The 15,731-nt window shown below is 70.0% G+C and carries 12 protein-coding genes; 7 read left to right on the top strand and 5 right to left on the bottom strand.

Annotated features, from left to right (window positions below; translation table 11 throughout):
* Positions 1 to 38: 38 nt before the first annotated feature.
* Positions 39 to 1,505, bottom strand: coding sequence for a deoxyribodipyrimidine photo-lyase (locus tag HUA74_RS25655; RefSeq protein ID WP_174456858.1), 1,467 nt, complete (start codon positions 1,503 to 1,505; stop codon positions 39 to 41).
* Positions 1,506 to 1,697: 192 nt separating this feature from the next.
* Here HUA74_RS25655 and HUA74_RS25650 point away from each other — a divergent pair, with 192 nt between their 5' ends.
* Positions 1,698 to 2,933, top strand: coding sequence for a hypothetical protein (locus tag HUA74_RS25650; protein WP_246137641.1), 1,236 nt, complete (start codon positions 1,698 to 1,700; stop codon positions 2,931 to 2,933).
* A 67-nt stretch (positions 2,934 to 3,000) separates the two neighbouring features.
* On the top strand, positions 3,001 to 4,146 hold the full coding sequence (locus HUA74_RS25645) for a DUF1015 family protein (RefSeq protein WP_174456656.1): 1,146 nt from the start codon (positions 3,001 to 3,003) through the stop codon (positions 4,144 to 4,146).
* A gap of 168 nt (positions 4,147 to 4,314) precedes the next feature.
* Here the strand turns inward: HUA74_RS25645 and HUA74_RS25640 are convergent, their stop codons facing one another.
* The 4 genes from HUA74_RS25640 to HUA74_RS25625 all read right to left on the bottom strand — a co-directional run bounded on the left by HUA74_RS25640 (position 4,315) and on the right by HUA74_RS25625 (position 10,693).
* On the bottom strand, positions 4,315 to 7,563 hold the full coding sequence (locus HUA74_RS25640; RefSeq protein ID WP_174456655.1) for a fused MFS/spermidine synthase: 3,249 nt from the start codon (positions 7,561 to 7,563) through the stop codon (positions 4,315 to 4,317).
* A gap of 172 nt (positions 7,564 to 7,735) precedes the next feature.
* Positions 7,736 to 8,908 carry a hypothetical protein gene (locus HUA74_RS25635; protein WP_254623825.1) on the bottom strand — a complete coding sequence of 391 codons (1,173 nt, stop codon included), beginning with the start codon at positions 8,906 to 8,908 and terminating at the stop codon, positions 7,736 to 7,738.
* Between the two features lies 1 nt (position 8,909).
* Complete coding sequence (locus HUA74_RS25630; RefSeq protein ID WP_174456654.1) at positions 8,910 to 9,746, bottom strand: hypothetical protein; 837 nt, start codon at positions 9,744 to 9,746, stop codon at positions 8,910 to 8,912.
* Positions 9,743 to 10,693 carry an ABC transporter ATP-binding protein gene (locus HUA74_RS25625; RefSeq protein WP_371817308.1) on the bottom strand — a complete coding sequence of 317 codons (951 nt, stop codon included), beginning with the start codon at positions 10,691 to 10,693 and terminating at the stop codon, positions 9,743 to 9,745. Before HUA74_RS25625 ends, HUA74_RS25630 begins: the two co-directional genes overlap by 4 nt.
* Positions 10,694 to 10,931: 238 nt before the next feature.
* Between HUA74_RS25625 and HUA74_RS25620 the strand changes: the two genes are divergently transcribed.
* From HUA74_RS25620 to HUA74_RS25600, 5 genes are all read left to right on the top strand, one after another.
* Entirely contained in the window at positions 10,932 to 11,141 is a 210-nt protein-coding gene (locus tag HUA74_RS25620) for a hypothetical protein (protein WP_141647261.1), read from the top strand.
* A 64-nt stretch (positions 11,142 to 11,205) separates the two neighbouring features.
* Positions 11,206 to 12,174, top strand: coding sequence for a porphobilinogen synthase (gene hemB / locus HUA74_RS25615; protein ID WP_254623826.1), 969 nt, complete (start codon positions 11,206 to 11,208; stop codon positions 12,172 to 12,174).
* A 174-nt stretch (positions 12,175 to 12,348) separates the two neighbouring features.
* Positions 12,349 to 12,747 carry a hypothetical protein gene (locus tag HUA74_RS25610; protein ID WP_246137646.1) on the top strand — a complete coding sequence of 133 codons (399 nt, stop codon included), beginning with the start codon at positions 12,349 to 12,351 and terminating at the stop codon, positions 12,745 to 12,747.
* 23 nt (positions 12,748 to 12,770) lie between these two features.
* Complete coding sequence (locus tag HUA74_RS25605) at positions 12,771 to 13,385, top strand: RDD family protein (RefSeq protein WP_141647270.1); 615 nt, start codon at positions 12,771 to 12,773, stop codon at positions 13,383 to 13,385.
* On the top strand, positions 13,370 to 15,616 hold the full coding sequence (locus HUA74_RS25600) for an ATP-grasp domain-containing protein (protein WP_174456651.1): 2,247 nt from the start codon (positions 13,370 to 13,372) through the stop codon (positions 15,614 to 15,616). The genes HUA74_RS25605 and HUA74_RS25600 overlap by 16 nt, the downstream gene beginning before the upstream one ends.
* Positions 15,617 to 15,731: the final 115 nt, after the last annotated feature.

The raw sequence follows: 15,731 nt of genomic DNA, 5'->3' as shown, positions 1-15,731 counted from the left end.
CGTGTCACTTTTGGACGCGCGGATGTCAACAGCCTTGCTCACCGGTCCGCCACGCGCCGGGCGCGCTTGAGCTTCACCGGCGGGTCCCCGGGCCGTCCCCAGCGCGCCATATAGGGCGCCAGGTCATACTTTTCCGCGGTGCGTGGCGAACTCATGGGCCGCACCTTCCCCAGCACCTTGCGCTCCTGGAAGGGCCTGTCATGCAGCCCCAGGACCCACATGAAGTTGGCCACGCTCGCGGGGTCTCTGCCGTCCACCGCGTATTTGTCGTTCAGGTGGGCGATGCGCTGAAGGCCCTCGTCCGGTGTGCGGCTCCACTCCAGGATTTTCTTGCCCCACAACATGCGCAGGTAGTTGTGGATGCGGCCCCGCTCCACCAGCTCGCGCTGCGCCGCGTTCCACAGGCCATCCGCCGTGCTCGCGTGCTCCAACTGCTCCAGCGAGTACAGGTGCTCCCGCGCGTCCTTCTGGTGCGTGGACAGTGTCTCTCGCGCCCAGCCTGGCAAGGACTCCACGGAGAGCTGCTTCGCTTCCGGCGTGTGGAAGCAGAAGTTGAAGCCCAGCTCGCGCCGCACCAGCAGCTCCTCCAGGAAGCCGCGCACGTTCGGGTCGTCGGTGCCGCGCGCGCGGATGGCGGCGCGGGCCGCCTCGCCCGGGAAGAGGTTGCCCCAGTGGAAGAAGGGGGACAGGCCGGACTGGCGCGCGAGGCCCGGGTCATTGCGTCCGGCGTCGTAGCCCTCCAGGTTCTCGTGCAGAAAGGCGTCGAGCGCCTTGAGGCCCGCCTTGCGCCCTCCGCGCTCCGCGAGCGGTGTCACGGCGTGGTCGATGTGGAAGCTCGCCAGGGACTGACGGGCCTCGCGCGCGTCCGCCACGTCGAAGTCCGGTGACAGCTTGCGCCCCGCGGCCGCGGCCTCGAGGTGGCGCGAGCGCAGCGTGCGGCCCAGGTACTCCGGCCACAGCTTCTGCAGCTTCGGCCGCAGGGTGTACGCGCCGGCCTGGAGCGTGGGGATGCGCTGCATGGGCACCACGCAGGAGGCATCCACCGCGAACAGCGGCACGTGGAGCGCCTTGGCCGCGCCGCGCAGGTGCCCGGGGATGATGTACGTGGGGAAGAAGTCCGTCACCACGGCGGCGGCGCGCTTGCCCAATTCCGCCAGGCGCGGGTGATGCTCGCGTGCATGGCGTGGCAGCTCCACCCAGTACGGCAGCCCGCGCGACGCGAAGGCCGACGTCAGGTCCGCCATGCCCTCCAGTGCCCAGGCATGGAGCCGGTCCGAGGCGTGGGGATAGTCCGGGCGCAGCGCGTGATACACGACGACGGGCAGGTGCAGGTGGTTGCCCAGGGCGATGGCCGTGTCGAGCGCGTGGTTCTCCTCGGCGCGATGGTTCACCATGCACCAGTACAAGACGAAGTCTCGACTGGCGTCGGGCAGGGGCACGTCCTTGACGACGAGGATGCGCGCGGAGTCGACGTCGAGCTCGGACCACGAAAACCCGATGGGCATGATGCGCAGGGATGCCCGACCGCCATCCGCGTCGCGAAAGAATTGAAGCACGCACGGAGGAATGCCGTGCTCATGACGGTTCCACCCACCTGGGGCGCTTCCGTCGTGGCGAGTGGGCCCAGGTGGATGCAAAAAACACCACGGGGACGTGGGTTGTGGTCTTGTGGCGGACGGACCCAAGGAGTTGCTTGCGTGTCACTTCTGAGAAACTGGATCTGCCTTCCCGCCGTCCTCGCGCTCGTGCTCGCTTCGCCCGAGGCCGCGCGCGCACAGACGGGCTCCTCGTATCCGTACACGGAGCCGTCCCAGGCGCAGCCCTCGTACCCCTCACAGCAAGCCGCGCCCTCGGAGCCGTCGTCCCCTCCATCCACGGAGCAACAGCCCGGGGACTCCGCGGCCGGCCAGCCCGGGTATGGGCAGCCCATCTCCGCGCAGCAGGAGCAGGCCTCCCCACCGGACGAAGGCAATGTCCCCACGCGGGATGCGCCGCTGGCCCAGGAGCCGGACTCGTCGCGCACCTCGCCCCTGGCGCCGGTGACGCAGGATGGCCTGCGTCCCACCCTGTCCCCGGCGTCGACGCCCGTTCAGGCCGACTACGTGGACAGTGGCGCCGTGCTGGACGGCCGCCAGCGTCTGGGGCCCTTCCTGTCGGGCCCGGGCAGCTTCAAGTTCATCGCCCACCACACCACGCTGGGCGCGCTGGGTGGCTTCTTCACGCAGGCGTTCGCCAATGACTTCAGCTTCGACCAGAGCTCGCGCGAGGCGATGCTGGCCGGCACGCTGATTGGCGCGGGTCTGGGTTTCGGTGCCTCCGCGTGGTGGCAATTCAACAATTGGGTGGACCGGCCGATGTCGACCTTTGGCATGGGCAACTCCGTGGTGGGCGGCATGTTCATGGCCGGCTTCATGGACCTCTTCACCCAGGACCCGGGGGTGCTGACCTGGTCGGCGTTCCTCGGCGCGGAGCTGGGCGCGTGGCTCACCGCGGGGCTCGGGGGCGGACAGCTTCCGCTCAACGACGGCCTGCTGATGGCCTCCGGCGCGGGCTGGGGCGCGGCCTATGCGGCGCTGCTGCTGGCCGTCATCCACTTCTCGGGGACGGACATCTCCTCGAAGACGTGGCGAGACACGCTGCTCTTGGCGCCCGGTATCGGCGCGGGCGCGCTGGCGCTGGCCACCATGCGGTATGACCCGACGCCGTCGCAGATTCTCCGAGCGGACCTCTTCGGCGCGGGCGTGGGCGCGGCGGTGCTGCTCATCTCCGGCCTGGTGCTGGGCGGGTTCGACCAGTCCACGCCGTATGTGCTGTCCTTCCTCGGCTCGGCGGGCGCCATCACCACGGTGAGCCTGCTGTGGGAGGAGAGCGTGGACCGCTCGTCGCTGAAGTCGTCGGCGAAGGACCGGCCGTACCGCAACGTCTGGTGGTAGACGGGCCCCCAGGCGAGCGAGCGGGCGCCGTGGCAACGCGAGGTGGCAGACACCACCTTCCGTCGACATGGCGCGCGTCCATCCCTTCACGGCCCTGCTGACCCCGCTGGCTCGGACCCTCGAGCCCAGCGGCTACGTGCCGCGCAGCAACGCGGTGCCCCAGCCCTCCCACGTCCGGCCCCTCCTGGAGGCCGCCAACCCTTCCGCGGAGCTGCGCCGACAGCGCGAGTCCGGCGTCCTGTTGCGCGACGCCCGGCCCGCCCTGTACCTGGTGGAGGTCCACAGCCAGGCGGGCAAGCTGGGAGGCCCTCCGGTGCGCTATCTCCTGTGCGCGCTGCGCCAGGACGCGGGGACGCCGCTGGAGTTCGACCCGTATCGCCCCCGCTCCTGGGAGGCCGAGCCGGCCGTCACGCTCACCGCGGATGACCATGGCGTGTTCCGAGGACTGCTCGCCGAGGCAAGCGAGCGCTCCGTCCTCGTGTGGGAAGGCGAGTTTGACGGCCGCACCCTCGTGCTGCGCCGAATCGAGCCTTCCCCCGTGTCCAAGCGCATCCAGGCCGTGTTGGACGAGGCGCCCATGCGCCCGCTCACCGCGCTGGCCGAGAACGGGCCGACGCTGGCCGCGGTGGTCCCCCTGTCGGACCCGGGACTGGAGCTGCTGCCCATCCACCGCGCGCTCAAGGGCGTGGCGACCTTCAAGGAAGAGACCTTCCTGACGCTGGTGACGGCGTACGCGCGCGTGTACGAACTGGACGAGCCGCTCGACACGCCTCGGGGCCTGGTGGCCGCGCGCGAGCGGCTCGCGACGCTGATCTCCGGCCACCACGCGGTGTTGCTGGTGCTGCCCGGGGGGCGGGGGCGCATCCTCCGCTTCCGACAGGGGCTGGACCTGGCCCATTTGAAGGGCGCGCCTCGCAACCCGACGCTGCGCAGCCTGGACCTGGCGCTGCTCAACGCGCTGGTGCTGCGGACGGTGCTGGGCATCCAGGACCCCGAGGCGGCGGGACATCCCCACGTCTTCCCGGTGCAGGGATTGGAGTCCCTGGTGAAGGGGGTGGAGTCGGGGACGTTCCAGGCGGGCTTCGCGCTCAATCCGCCGCCCATCTGGGAGGTGCGCGCGGTGATGGAGGCGCAGGCCACGCTGCCGTCGCGGACCCTGCGGGTGGACCCGCTCCCTCCCGCGGGTCTGCTGTTCCTCGACACCGACACCTAGCTTCGCGTGAGGGAGCTGACGCCAGGCGGCGCGAACGCCTTCACGCCCGAAGTGCTGTTGATGGTGGTGTGAATCGCCGAAGCGCCGGCGCATGCGGCGCGCCAGGGAAGGCCGGGTGAGGCATCCCTGGACGCGCGGCTGGGCGCCTGGTGTTTCAGGCCACCTGCCTTACGGCGCGGACTCGCCCGCCTGGGGCGGAGTGGGAGGTGCCGACTCCGTGGGCGTCTGGGCCTCCGGAAGCTGGACGGCCTCGAGCATGAACACCGAGGGAGCCTGGGCGAGCAGTCGCGCCAGGTCGGCCGCGGCCACCGCCGCCAGGGGATGCCCGTGGTGCGCGTAGCAGCGGCGTCGATCATCAAGTTGCCTGCTGTCCCAGATGGTCAGCGGTTCGATGGGCGCGAGCACCTCGATGCACAACCCCAGCCAGTCCAGGACCTGCGCCAATTCCACACGGGTCTCCTCTCGCGCCACCGTCAGGGCCTCCGCCGCGAAGGGCTTGGCGAGGACGTCGAAGAGCCGCTTGCCCAGGGCCTTGTCGGCGCGAGCGATGCCGACGAGCTGGGGGATGATGTCGGCCACGATTTCCGGCGCCGGCCACGGGTCGTCTCGCATGGCGATGAAGCCGCGCTCGAACAGGGTGGTGGCCTCTTCCAACCGTTTCTGGCGCAGGTGCACCATTCCCTCCAGCATGTCCGCCTCCACCGGCAACCTGGCTCTCAGGGGGGCGGTGTACTTCAATGCCTCTTCGTCACCCGCGGCGGCGAGGACCCTGGCGAGGGCCAACTGCTCGCGAGGGCCGATGGGCTCCCAGCGCGCCTGCTGCCAACGCGCGCGAGCGATGGGGAGCTGGTTCCGGGTGTACGCGTCGATGAAGGGCGCGCGCGCCTTCACGGAGGCACTGCTGGACTCGGCGCGGGAGAGCGGGGTGCTGGTCCAGGCGCGGTGCAGCCCCACGCGCTCCCAGTTCACTTCGCCGACAACCTGTGGGCGGCCGGTCCCCAGGTTGTGTGTCGTCTTCCAGAAGAAGAGCATCGAGAAGCCCGCATCGCGTCCGAGGCTGCGCGCGAAGGCGAACTCCATGAAGGACACGTCATCCGTGTTGATGAGGGCCTGGCTTGCCTCCGCCACGCGCGTGGTGAAGGCCGGAGTGGCCACGTAGCGCGCGAGCACGCCTTCGACCTCGTCCGTGCGCCAGGTGGCGCGTAGCGCGGTGCGATAGGGCTCCTCGGCGATGCGGGCGCGCAGCCGCGCGATGTCGTGCACCATCGGCTTGCGGGTCGCCACGAGCAGCAGGTCACCGGAGTGAACCTGCCAGGTCTCCACGGCCTCGAACTCCGAGGCCAGCGTCGCATAGGCGCTCTGCACCGTGAGGGCGTCCACTTCGTATGCCTGGAGCCACTGGACGAAGATGCCGCCCTCCGCCATGCGCTCCTTCACGGCTTGATAGAAATCACGCGTGAAGAGGCTGGAGATGCCCGCGCGATAGGGATTGGAGGGCTCCGAGAAGATGATGTCGTAGCGCTGCCGGGTGGTCAGCAGCACCTCTCGTGCATCGGCGATGACCGTGTGGACCTTCGGGTTGTCCATCACGTTCGAGTTGACCGCATGGCACCGCCGGGCGACCTCGAGGATGGCGGGCTCGATCTCCACCACGTCCACCCGCTCCATGTTGGGAATGGCGCCCAACCAGCCCGCCGTGCTGCCGGTGCCCAGGCCAATGACGAGCGAGTTCTTCGCGTCCGCGTGAAGCAGGGCGCCGAGCAACCCGCTCATCACCTGCGTGGGGGCGTCTCCAATGGCGTTGCCGTCCACCTTGCCGTTGACGATGAAGGAGAGGCCATTCGCGGAGTTGAGCGCGACGCTGCTTTCGACGCCGTCCTTCTCCCAGACGATGCCGCGGGCCTTTTCGCGCACCCAGGCATCGATGTGGTTGATGGTCGGGTCCTTGAGCCCGGAGCGACCCGCGCCGACGCTGCCATGCCGCCACGCCGCGGTGGGGCCGTGGGCCGTCAGCAGCACGAGCGCGAGCGCGGCTACGGAGATGGGTATCCACAGGCCCGCTCGCAGTCGCTCGACACGCAGCGAGAGCGTGGCCGAGGCGAGCCCCAGCACGGCGAGGATGCCCGCGACGAGCTGCCACGTCACCGGCGCCGTCAGGAGGGGAATCACGCCGAAGCCACCCGCGAGCGAGCCGACGATCGAGCCCACCGTGTTCCAGGCGTAGACCTGACCCACCTGCTTGCCCACGTCGTGACTTCCCTTGCCCACGAGCGCGAGGAGCAACGGGAACTGGATGCCGGAGACGAACGCGGCGGGAAGGATGACCACCGCGCCCACCAGCGCCCAGCCCATCATCATCCCACCGAAGCCGATGCCTCCCAGAGGGCGCAGCAGCGCGGCGACGACTGCCAGGCGATCTCCCATCGCGAAGGGCAGGGCGATGAACAGCGCCTCCGCCGCGCAGGTGAGGGCGAACCCGGACAGCGTGGCGGGGCGGTGACGGAAGACGATGGAGTAGGTCGCGCCACCCAGGCCGATGCCCAGGAGCGCCATCGCGAGGATGAGGCCGAAGGTGAAGGTCGTCCCGCCGAGAATCGGGCCGAGCATCCGGTACCACACCAGCTCCATCAGCAGGAACGCGAAGCCGACCAGCATCGCGGACACGAGCGCGAACTGGGGCGCGTAGCGCGTGGCGGAGAGGGGAACCGTGAGCGGTGCGGCAGGGCTCGCGGCCACGGGGGCGACGACCTCGGTCGACGGGGCCTCCGACTTCGGGGGCGCGGTGCCCTCGGCGGGCTCCATCGACCGGCTCACGCTGCGCGCGGTGATGGCGACGGCGGCATTGAGGAGGCAGGCGATCCACAGGGTGGTGCGGTTGCCGTAGACCTCCAGCAGGAAGAAGGTGGAGAGCGCCGCGCCGGTGACGGCGCCGAGCGTGTTCACGCCGTAGAGGACGGCGAGGTGGCGGCGGGCCGGGTCCTCATCCGACTGGACCGCGCGAGCCGCGGCCGGAAGCGTTCCGCCCATCAGCACCGTGGGCACGGCCAGCACGAGCGCGGAGAGCACCAGCCGGACCACCGTGCCCCCCGCGATGCCGAGGATGGTGGTGCCGCCGACGCCGATGTACACCGCGCGCGCCAGCTCGACGAGGAAGGGGCTCAGGGCCGCGGTGCCGGCGATGAGCAACTCCAGGTTGGCGTAGAAGTTCAGGGGACGCGGCTGCCGGTCCGCGCGAGCGCCGAGGAGGACTCCCCCCAGGCCCAGGCCCGCCATGAAGATGGCCAGGACGGCCGCCGACGCCGCCGTACTGGCGCCGAAGATGAGACGAAACTCCCGCAGCCAGACCGTCTGGTAGACAAGGGCGCACAGGCCCGAGCCAAACAGCAGCGGGGCCACCCTCGACACACGCGAAATCATCAAGCGGTTCTCTCGTCGGACTGGGCTGCCTCGAGAAGTGAGGCAGGCCGGGCGCGACGAAGTGTCGCAGAGATCACAGCGGCTTGGCCACAATGCCCGACCCCTCGTCCGCTCGGGGGGCGTCCGCTCGGTGGCTCCGAGGAGGGGAGGAGGCCCGACGTGAGCGGCCTGACTACCTCGCGGGCGCCGGGGCCTGCTCGACCCCCGCCTGGGTTCCCGTTTCGGGGGCGCGGCCCCCTTCGGCGGCCCGACGCTCCTCGCGACAGAAGGCCAGGCGCTCCTGGATGACGGCCAGGGGGACGGCCATCTCCAGCGTGAAGGAGTCTCCGTCGGGCTTCACCTTGGCGAAGTCGAGCAGTTGGGCCAGGTCCTTGTCCTCACCCGCCTGGGCCTTGATGCGCGCGAGCGAGAGCGCGGCGCCCAGGGACTTGCCCAGGTCCGTCACGTCGTCGGCGCTCGGGCCCTTCACCTCCGCCACCAACGCCACGTCCGAGCTGGCGTCCAGGTGCAGCTCCACGTTTTGGGCCACGTCGCGCAGCCGCTGGGCCAGCGCGGCCTGCTCCGGAGGAAACAGCCGGGCGATCATCTCCACGGAGAGCACGCCGTACATCTCGCCATACGTGCTGCTCTCGGAGATGGCGGGGGGCTCGTCCGGCCCGCGCCCCTCCACGCGGTCGATGGCCGCCTTCACCTCGTCTGGCGACTTGCCCACCACGAGCAGTTGGTTGTTCCACGTCGCGATGGCGGACGTGTCCCGCCGCTTCACGGTGGTGCCGTCCGGGTTGGTGACGCTGGACTCGCCCGCCTCGTACACCCTCGCGCCCTGGCCGTAGTCGGCGGACACGCGCTCGCCCAGCAGTTCCTTGAACCGCGCGTTCTCGAAGTTGCCCGACAGCATCATCCCCTCATCCGTGACGACCAGCCGGTCCAGGTCCTGGAGCGGGTCCACGCCGCTCTTCTGGCGGAACTCCTCCAACTGCTTGCCGCCGTCCCGCATCAGGCAGTCCAGCAGCAGCCCGCCGATGGGCGAGTGCCTCAGCGCGTTCGCCTCGATGATGACCGCCGTCTTGCCCGGTCCACGCGGCAGCGCCGCGAGGAGCGGGTCCCTGGGACGCGAGGGCTCGGCCGCCGTCCCCGAGTCCGTCGGTGCCAGCGTCGGAAGCACCTGGGTCCTCCGGCGCTCCGCGCGCTCGCGGTCCGGCGCGCGCATCCGTCGGGGAAAGTCCACCTCGAGGGCCGCGGCCCCTTTCTCTTCGCCCTGGCCCAGGAACATCAGCAGCGCGGCCACGACGAACAGCAGCGCCGCCATCACCAACCACACCCGCCGCTTCTGGCGCTTCTCCATGTCAGTAATCCTTTCCTTCAAACCGCCAGAAGCCCACCGCGAGCGCCCCCAGCCCGAACACGAACACGCCCAGGAGCAGTGTCCCCAGTGAGCGCACTTCCAGGGGCGTGGAAGACGCGATGTCTCCCGCCGCTTCCGCCAGCGCGGACAGTCGGGGCAGCACCAGCGTCACCGCCAGGAAGGCGCTCCGGCTCAAGCCCTCCTCGAAGAAGGTCGAGATGTCCTGCCGGTGTCCGGCGATGATGCCTCCCACCATGAAGGCGAAGCCCGCGGCCGCGCACAGCGCCGCGCTGCGCACCAGCGTCGCGGTGGTCAACATCACCGCGTAGACCGCCGCGAAGCCCACGCACGCCATCAGCCCCGCCACCAGCGGCCCCACCGTCCAGTACCCCGCCTTCACACCGAAGATGAGCACCAGCCCCGTGGTGCCATACAGCGTTCCGCCCAGCGCGAGCGTCATCACCCCGAGGAAGGTCCCCGCCAGCAGGTGCCAGCGCTGGATGGGCAGCGCGAGCAGGTGCTCGATGCGCCCCGGCGACATCAACCCCGGCGCGAAGTCCGAGCACGCGACGATGCCGAACAGGATGCCGCCATAGAACACGATGAACGCCGCCGCCTGGTACACCGGGCGCAGCGCCACGTCGATGGACTGGATGTTCCCGCGAAGCTCCTTGCCGAACAGGCGCGAGGCCGCCAGGGCCCCGTCGATGACCTCCAGGCGCAGGCTCACGGCCACCACCGCCAGCACCAGGGTGATTCCCACCATGAACGCGAGGATGAACTTGCGCGACGCCGCCTCGCGCAACACGTACCCGGCGATTCCCAGCACCGGTCTCATGCCGCCACCTCCACCCGCGACGCCCCGGCGCCCACGGTGCCCAGCAACACCGACTCCAAATCCATGCCGTCTCGCCGCAGCTCCACCAGCAGCGCCCCCGCAGCGCGCGCCCGGTCCAGCGCGACATTGAGCACCGCGGGGTCCCCCGCGTCCACGTGGTACACGCCGTCGGCCCGGCCCTGCACGAAGCCCGCCTGCGTCAGCGCCTCCACGCTCACCCCGGGCGCGAAGCGCGCCAACCACCGCGACTCGCCCCTCACCAGCTCGTCCAGTCGCCCCTCACGCAGCACGCGCCCGTCCGCGAGGATGGCCACCCGATCACAGACGCGCTCCGTCTCCGCCAGCAGGTGCGAGTTCAGGAAGAGCGTCGTGCCCCGCTGGACCTCTTCCTGGAGGATGCGCCGCACCTCCATGCGCCCCATGGGGTCGATGCCGTCCGTGGGCTCGTCCAGCACCAGCAAGTCCGGCTTCCCGATGAGCGCCGCCGCCAGACCCAGCCGCTGACGCATGCCCTTGGAGTACCCACCAATCTTCCGGCCCACGGCATCCGACAGGCCCACCCGCTCCAGCAGGCGCAGGTTCCCCGCCGAATCCGGTGCCAGCCCCTTGAGCCGGCCCACCGTGGCGAGGAACGCCGTGGGCGTCCATGCGTGGGGCAGGTGCAGGCGCTCGGGCAGGTAGCCGATGCGCGCTCGGATGCGGGCGTCCTCGGGGGAGCCCCCCAGTACGCGCACGGTGCCCTCCGTCGGCTGGACGATGCCGAGGATGCTCTTGATGAAGGTCGTCTTGCCGGCGCCGTTGGGGCCAATCAACCCGAAGGCACTTCCTTGGGGAACCGACAAGTCCATGCCCTTGAGGGCAACGGTCCCTGTCTTCCGGAAGGCGCGGCGATACGTCTTGCTCAGGTTCGTCACTTCGATGGCGGGTGTGCTGTCTGTCACGGTCACGAATGTAGACGAGCGGGGCGGGCGGCGATTGCTTCCGAGCGGACGGTCGGAAAGGGCGGCCGGGCGGGCGCACGCCGCTGTCTTCCGCGACGGCGTTTTCGCGGCCCTGGGAAATGGGTTTCGCACGCCTGCCGTCCCTGCCGCGCCGCGACACCTCGTCGTTTCGCCAGCTTGCGGTGGGGTTGCGGGTGGTCCGTCCCGTGCAATCCCCCACGGCACACCCCAGGCAGGAGGAATGATGACGTACGAAGAACGCGTGGAGCAGCAACGGGACGAAGCCCGTCGGGAGCTGGTGGCCGCCGAGCGCGGCCTGTCGGCGGGCACCGAGGCGGCGCGGGTGCGCTACGCGAGGGCGCTGCACGAGGCGGACATCGCGGAGGTGCGGGCCCAGCGCCACGCCCGGGAGCGGCTGCGCCATCAGTACAGCTGGCGGCCCGCCGCAGGGTGAGCGGCCGGGCGGCCCCACGGAAACGATGAAGGTCGGGCGTCGTCGGTTTATATCGGCGTCCACCATGGCCCATCCCGTCCATCGCCCCCGCCGCCTGCGCCGTTCGCCCGTCCTGCGTGAGATGGTCCGCGAGACGCGCCTGGACCCGGGGGACTTCATCTACCCCCTCTTCGTCGTGGAAGGCCGGGACGTGCGCCGTCCCATCACCTCCATGCCGGGCATCTTCAACCTGTCCGTGGAGCACGCCGTCGCCGAGGCCCGCCAGGCGAAGTCGCTGGGCGTGCCCTCCGTCATCCTCTTCGGCATCCCCGACCACAAGGATGCCCTCGGCTCCCAGGCTTACGCGCGCGACGGAATCGTCCAGCGCGCCATCCGCGAAATCAAAGCCGCCGAGCCCGACCTCCAGGTCATCGCCGATGTGTGCCTGTGCGAGTTCACCGACCACGGCCACTGCGGCGTGCTGGAGGGGGGCCACGTCGTCAACGACGCCACGCTGCCCCTGCTCGCGCAGATGGCCGTCACCTGCGCCCAGGCGGGCGCGGACATCATCGCGCCCTCGGACATGATGGACGGCCGGGTGGGCGCCATCCGCCGCGCGCTGGACGAGGTGCGCCTGACCGACATCCCCATCCTCTCCTACGCGGCCAAGTACGCCTCCGGCTACTACGGCCCCTTCCGCGAGGCCGCCCAGAGCGCTCCCAAGTCCGGTGACCGCCGGGGCTACCAGATGGACCCGGGCAACGTGCGCGAGGCCCTGCGCGAAGTGGCGCTGGACGTGGAGGAGGGCGCCGACATGCTGATGGTGAAGCCCGCGCTGGCCTACCTGGACGTCATCCGCGCCGTGCGCGAGCGCTTCGACTTGCCGCTGGCCGCCTACAACGTCTCCGGCGAGTACGCCATGCTCAAGGCCGCCGGGCAGAACGGTTGGATTGACTACGAGCGTGTCATGCTGGAGACGCTCACCGGCATCAAGCGTGCCGGCGCGGACCTCATCATCACCTACCACGCGCTGGAAGCCGCGAAGCTCCTGTAGGCAACAGCCGCCGCCCCCGCGCGCGGGTTGCCGCTTGATCCGCCGCGGGTGTTGCGTCCAAATAGCTCGCGCACGATGCCCACCAAGAAGAAGCGTCCCAGACGCAAGTCGGAGAAGCCCCCGCCCCAACGCAGGCGCGGCTCGGCTCGGCGCCCCGGTACCGGGCGTTCCCCCGTGGTTCGTACTTCTGTTTCGTTGCAGTACAAAGTGGTGGAGCTGTCCACGGTGGACGAGGGAGCGCTGGAGCGCACCCTGAATGAGTGGACGGCGAAGGGCTGGAACCTGGACGGCGTGCAGTTCGCGATGCGCGAGTCCTCCAAGCGGCCAGCCATGGCGTTCCTCTTCTTCACTCGTGAGGGTGTGGCGGCGGAGCCGGACGTGGACGCCGCGCGCTCCAAGCTCTTGCGGCTGTCCGAGTCGGGACCGACGGCGGCGGGGAATGCCTGGGCGCCCGCCTCGGGTTCCCACGCTCCGTTCCATCCGTTGAGCGCGCATGAGCGGCTCGCGCGGCTGGCGGGGTTGGACGAGCCGGAGCCGCACGAGGAGGGTCTCACCTTGGAGCCCGAGGAGTGAGCGCGCAACGCGAGCGGATCTTCATGGCCTCCAGCCGGGGAGGTGGGCGTGCGCTGCGGCTGGTGGTGGAGGACGCCGCGCCGGGTTCGCCGTATCCCAAGGCGTCGCTGTGGCTGCGGCTGGGCGCGCGCGTGGTGGACGTGGGCGTGGCCTGGGGCCTGTACGTGGTGTGTGGCGCGGCGGGCGCCGTGGTGGCGCTGCTGTTCCTCCTGCTCGCGGACGGGATGATTCAGGGCCAGAGCGTGGGCAAGCGCATCTTCGGCGTGAAGGTGATGCATCTGCCCACGCGCTCGGCGGCGCGCCACCGGGACAGCACGCTTCGCAACGCACCGCTGTCGCTCATCGTCCTCCTGGGGATGATGCCGGCGCCGCTGGGCGCGGTGGCGGCGGTGGCGGGGCTCGTCGTCATTGGCGGCATCGAGGCGTGGCGCGTGGTGAGAGACCCGCTTGGCTGGCGGCTCGGTGACACCTGGGCGCAGACGCAGGTGGTGGATGGGAAGGTTGTGGCGGGCGCAACCGTTGCAGCCCGCGACCCCGTGGCGCACCAGCGTGCACCGGGCAGACTCATGTCCGCGGCGAAGATGCGCCGCGGTCGCTCGCTCAAGAAGAGAAGGGGGCTCCCGTGCGCATCGCGCTGACCCACAACCTGCGGCTGTCTGATTCGGAAGAGGAAGCGGAGTTCGATACCCAGGAGACGGTCAACGCGTTGGCGGCGGCCATCGAGCGGCTGGGGCATCGGCTGGAGCGCTTCGAGGTGAGTGGTCCCGCCTCGCGCACCGTGGCGCGGCTGGAGGCCTACAGCCCCGACCTCATCTTCAACACCGCCGAGGGACGCCGGGGGCGCTTCCGCGAGGCGTTCTATCCCGCGCTCTTCGATGAGCTGGGCTTCCCGTACACGGGCTCGGACGCGTACGCGCTGGCGGTGACGCTGGACAAGCAGCTCACCAAGCTCGTCCTGGCCAAGCAGGGCATCCGCACTCCGGGCTGGCAGTACGTGGAGAAGCTCAGCGAGCTGACCGCGGAGAACCTGCGCTTCCCCGTCATCGTGAAGCCCAACTTCGAGGGCTCCTCCAAGGGCATCACCCAGGACTCCATCGCGGAGACGCTGGACGAGGTGCGCGCCAAGGTGGCCATCGCGCTGGAGAAGTACCCGGCGGGCGTGCTGGTGGAGGAGTACATCCCCGGCCGCGACCTGGCGGTGCCCTTCCTGGCGGCGGTGGACAACGACTACGACGGCGTCCTCACGCCGGTGGAGTACGTGGTGGACCCGGCCGTCACCGCGGGCCGCCGGTACGCCATCTACGACTATGAGCTGAAGACGAAGAAGGACAACGCCGTCACCGTGCGCGCTCCGGCGCAGATTCCGCTCCGCACGGCGGAAGACATCCGGAAGATGGCGCAGAAGATCTACCAGGCGCTCGACTGCCGGGATTTGGGCCGCATCGACTTCCGGCTCAGCGACGCGGGTGTGCCGTACTTCCTGGAGATCAACGCGCTGCCCAGCCTGGAGCCGGGCGCGGGCATCTACGCGTCGGCGGAGCTGGACGGCCTGCACCTGGATGGCGTCATCAACTCCATCATCCAGAGCGCGGCGAAGCGGTACAAGATCAAGGACTCCGCGCGGCGGCAGGGCAAGCCCGCTCGCAAGACGGGGCCCTTGCGCGTGGGCTTCACCTACAACGTCAAGCGCGTGAAGCCCATGGCCAACGCGGAGGCGGTGGAGGACAGCGAGGCGGAGTACGACTCGCCCAACACACTGCAGGCCATCCGCGAGGCGATTGCGTCCTGGGGCCACGAGGTCATCGACCTGGAGGCCACCGCGGAGCTGCCCACGGTGCTCTCCAGCACGCCGTTGGACATCGTCTTCAACATCGCCGAGGGCTTCAAGGGCCGCAACCGCGAGAGCCAGGTGCCCGCGATGCTGGAGCTGCTGGACATCCCGTACACGGGAAGCGATCCGGCCACGCTCTCGATTGCCTTGGACAAGGCGCTGGCGAAGAAGATCGTCCGTCAGGCGGGCATCCTCACGCCCAACTTCCAGTTGATGGCCACGGGCAAGGAGCGGCTCAACAAGGAGTTCACGTCCTTCCCGCTCATCGTGAAGCCGGTGGCGGAGGGCAGCTCCAAGGGCGTCGTCACCAAGAGCGTCTGCCACAGCGAGGCGGAGCTGCGCGAAGTCGTGCGCGAAATCGCCGGCAAGTACCAGCAGCCCGCGCTCATCGAGGAGTACATCGGCGGGCGCGAGTTCACCGTGGGCCTGCTCGGCGAGCGCCGTCCGCGCGTGCTGCCGCCCATGGAGATCGTCTTCCTGGACAAGGGCGAGAAGAACCCCGTCTACAGCTTCCAGCACAAGCTCGATTGGACGGACCGCATCCGCTACGACGCGCCCGCCAAGCTGGAGCCCTCGCTGCTGGAGAAGCTGCGCACGGCGGCGCGAAGCTCGTTCATGGCGCTGGGGTGCCGCGACGTCGCGCGCATCGACTTCCGCATGGACGACAAGGGGCGCATCTACTTCATCGAGTGCAACCCGTTGCCGGGCCTCACGCCGGGCTGGAGCGACCTGGTGCTCATCGCGCAGGGCGCGGGCATGGACTACCGCGCGCTCATCGGCGAAATCATGGCCCCCGCCATCCGCCGCTACAAGGAGCGCGAGGCCCGCCGCGCCGCGACCGAGCACGCCTCCACCGTGCCGCACCACCACCACAAGGCCCACCCGCTGGACGAGCCCGGCGCGCTCGTCCCGGCGCCTGTCGCGGCTCCTGTCGTCACCACGCCCAACGGCAACGGTGGCAACGGCAACGGGGGGAACGGCAACGGTACGACTTCGCAGCACGGTGACGCGCCCCCGCGCATCGAAGCCAAGGCCTGACGACAGCGCGTGAAGCCCCGGATGTTCGGGGCCTCGCGGACCTGCACGCGGCCCGCTCCCGTTTTCACGCGGAGCGAGGCCGCGTTTTCATTCGTGCGCCTGAAGTTATTACGCG

Source organism: Myxococcus sp. CA051A, assembly GCF_013336705.1.
Classification (GTDB): Bacteria; Myxococcota; Myxococcia; order Myxococcales; family Myxococcaceae; genus Myxococcus; species Myxococcus llanfairpwllgwyngyllgogerychwyrndrobwllllantysiliogogogochensis.
This window is presented reverse-complemented; position numbering and strand designations above follow the sequence as displayed.

What these genes read in the sequence shown, in the direction of transcription:
- HUA74_RS25655 (WP_174456858.1), bottom strand. Translation starts at nt 1,505, where the DNA reads ATGCCCATCGGGTTTTCGTGGTCCGAGCTCGACGTCGACTCCGCGCGC.
- HUA74_RS25645 (WP_174456656.1), top strand. Translation starts at nt 3,001, where the DNA reads ATGGCGCGCGTCCATCCCTTCACGGCCCTGCTGACCCCGCTGGCTCGG.
- HUA74_RS25640 (WP_174456655.1), bottom strand. Translation starts at nt 7,563, where the DNA reads ATGATTTCGCGTGTGTCGAGGGTGGCCCCGCTGCTGTTTGGCTCGGGC.
- HUA74_RS25635 (WP_254623825.1), bottom strand. Translation starts at nt 8,908, where the DNA reads ATGGAGAAGCGCCAGAAGCGGCGGGTGTGGTTGGTGATGGCGGCGCTG.
- HUA74_RS25630 (WP_174456654.1), bottom strand. Translation starts at nt 9,746, where the DNA reads ATGAGACCGGTGCTGGGAATCGCCGGGTACGTGTTGCGCGAGGCGGCG.
- HUA74_RS25620 (WP_141647261.1), top strand. Translation starts at nt 10,932, where the DNA reads ATGACGTACGAAGAACGCGTGGAGCAGCAACGGGACGAAGCCCGTCGG.
- hemB (WP_254623826.1), top strand. Translation starts at nt 11,206, where the DNA reads ATGGCCCATCCCGTCCATCGCCCCCGCCGCCTGCGCCGTTCGCCCGTC.
- HUA74_RS25605 (WP_141647270.1), top strand. Translation starts at nt 12,771, where the DNA reads ATGGCCTCCAGCCGGGGAGGTGGGCGTGCGCTGCGGCTGGTGGTGGAG.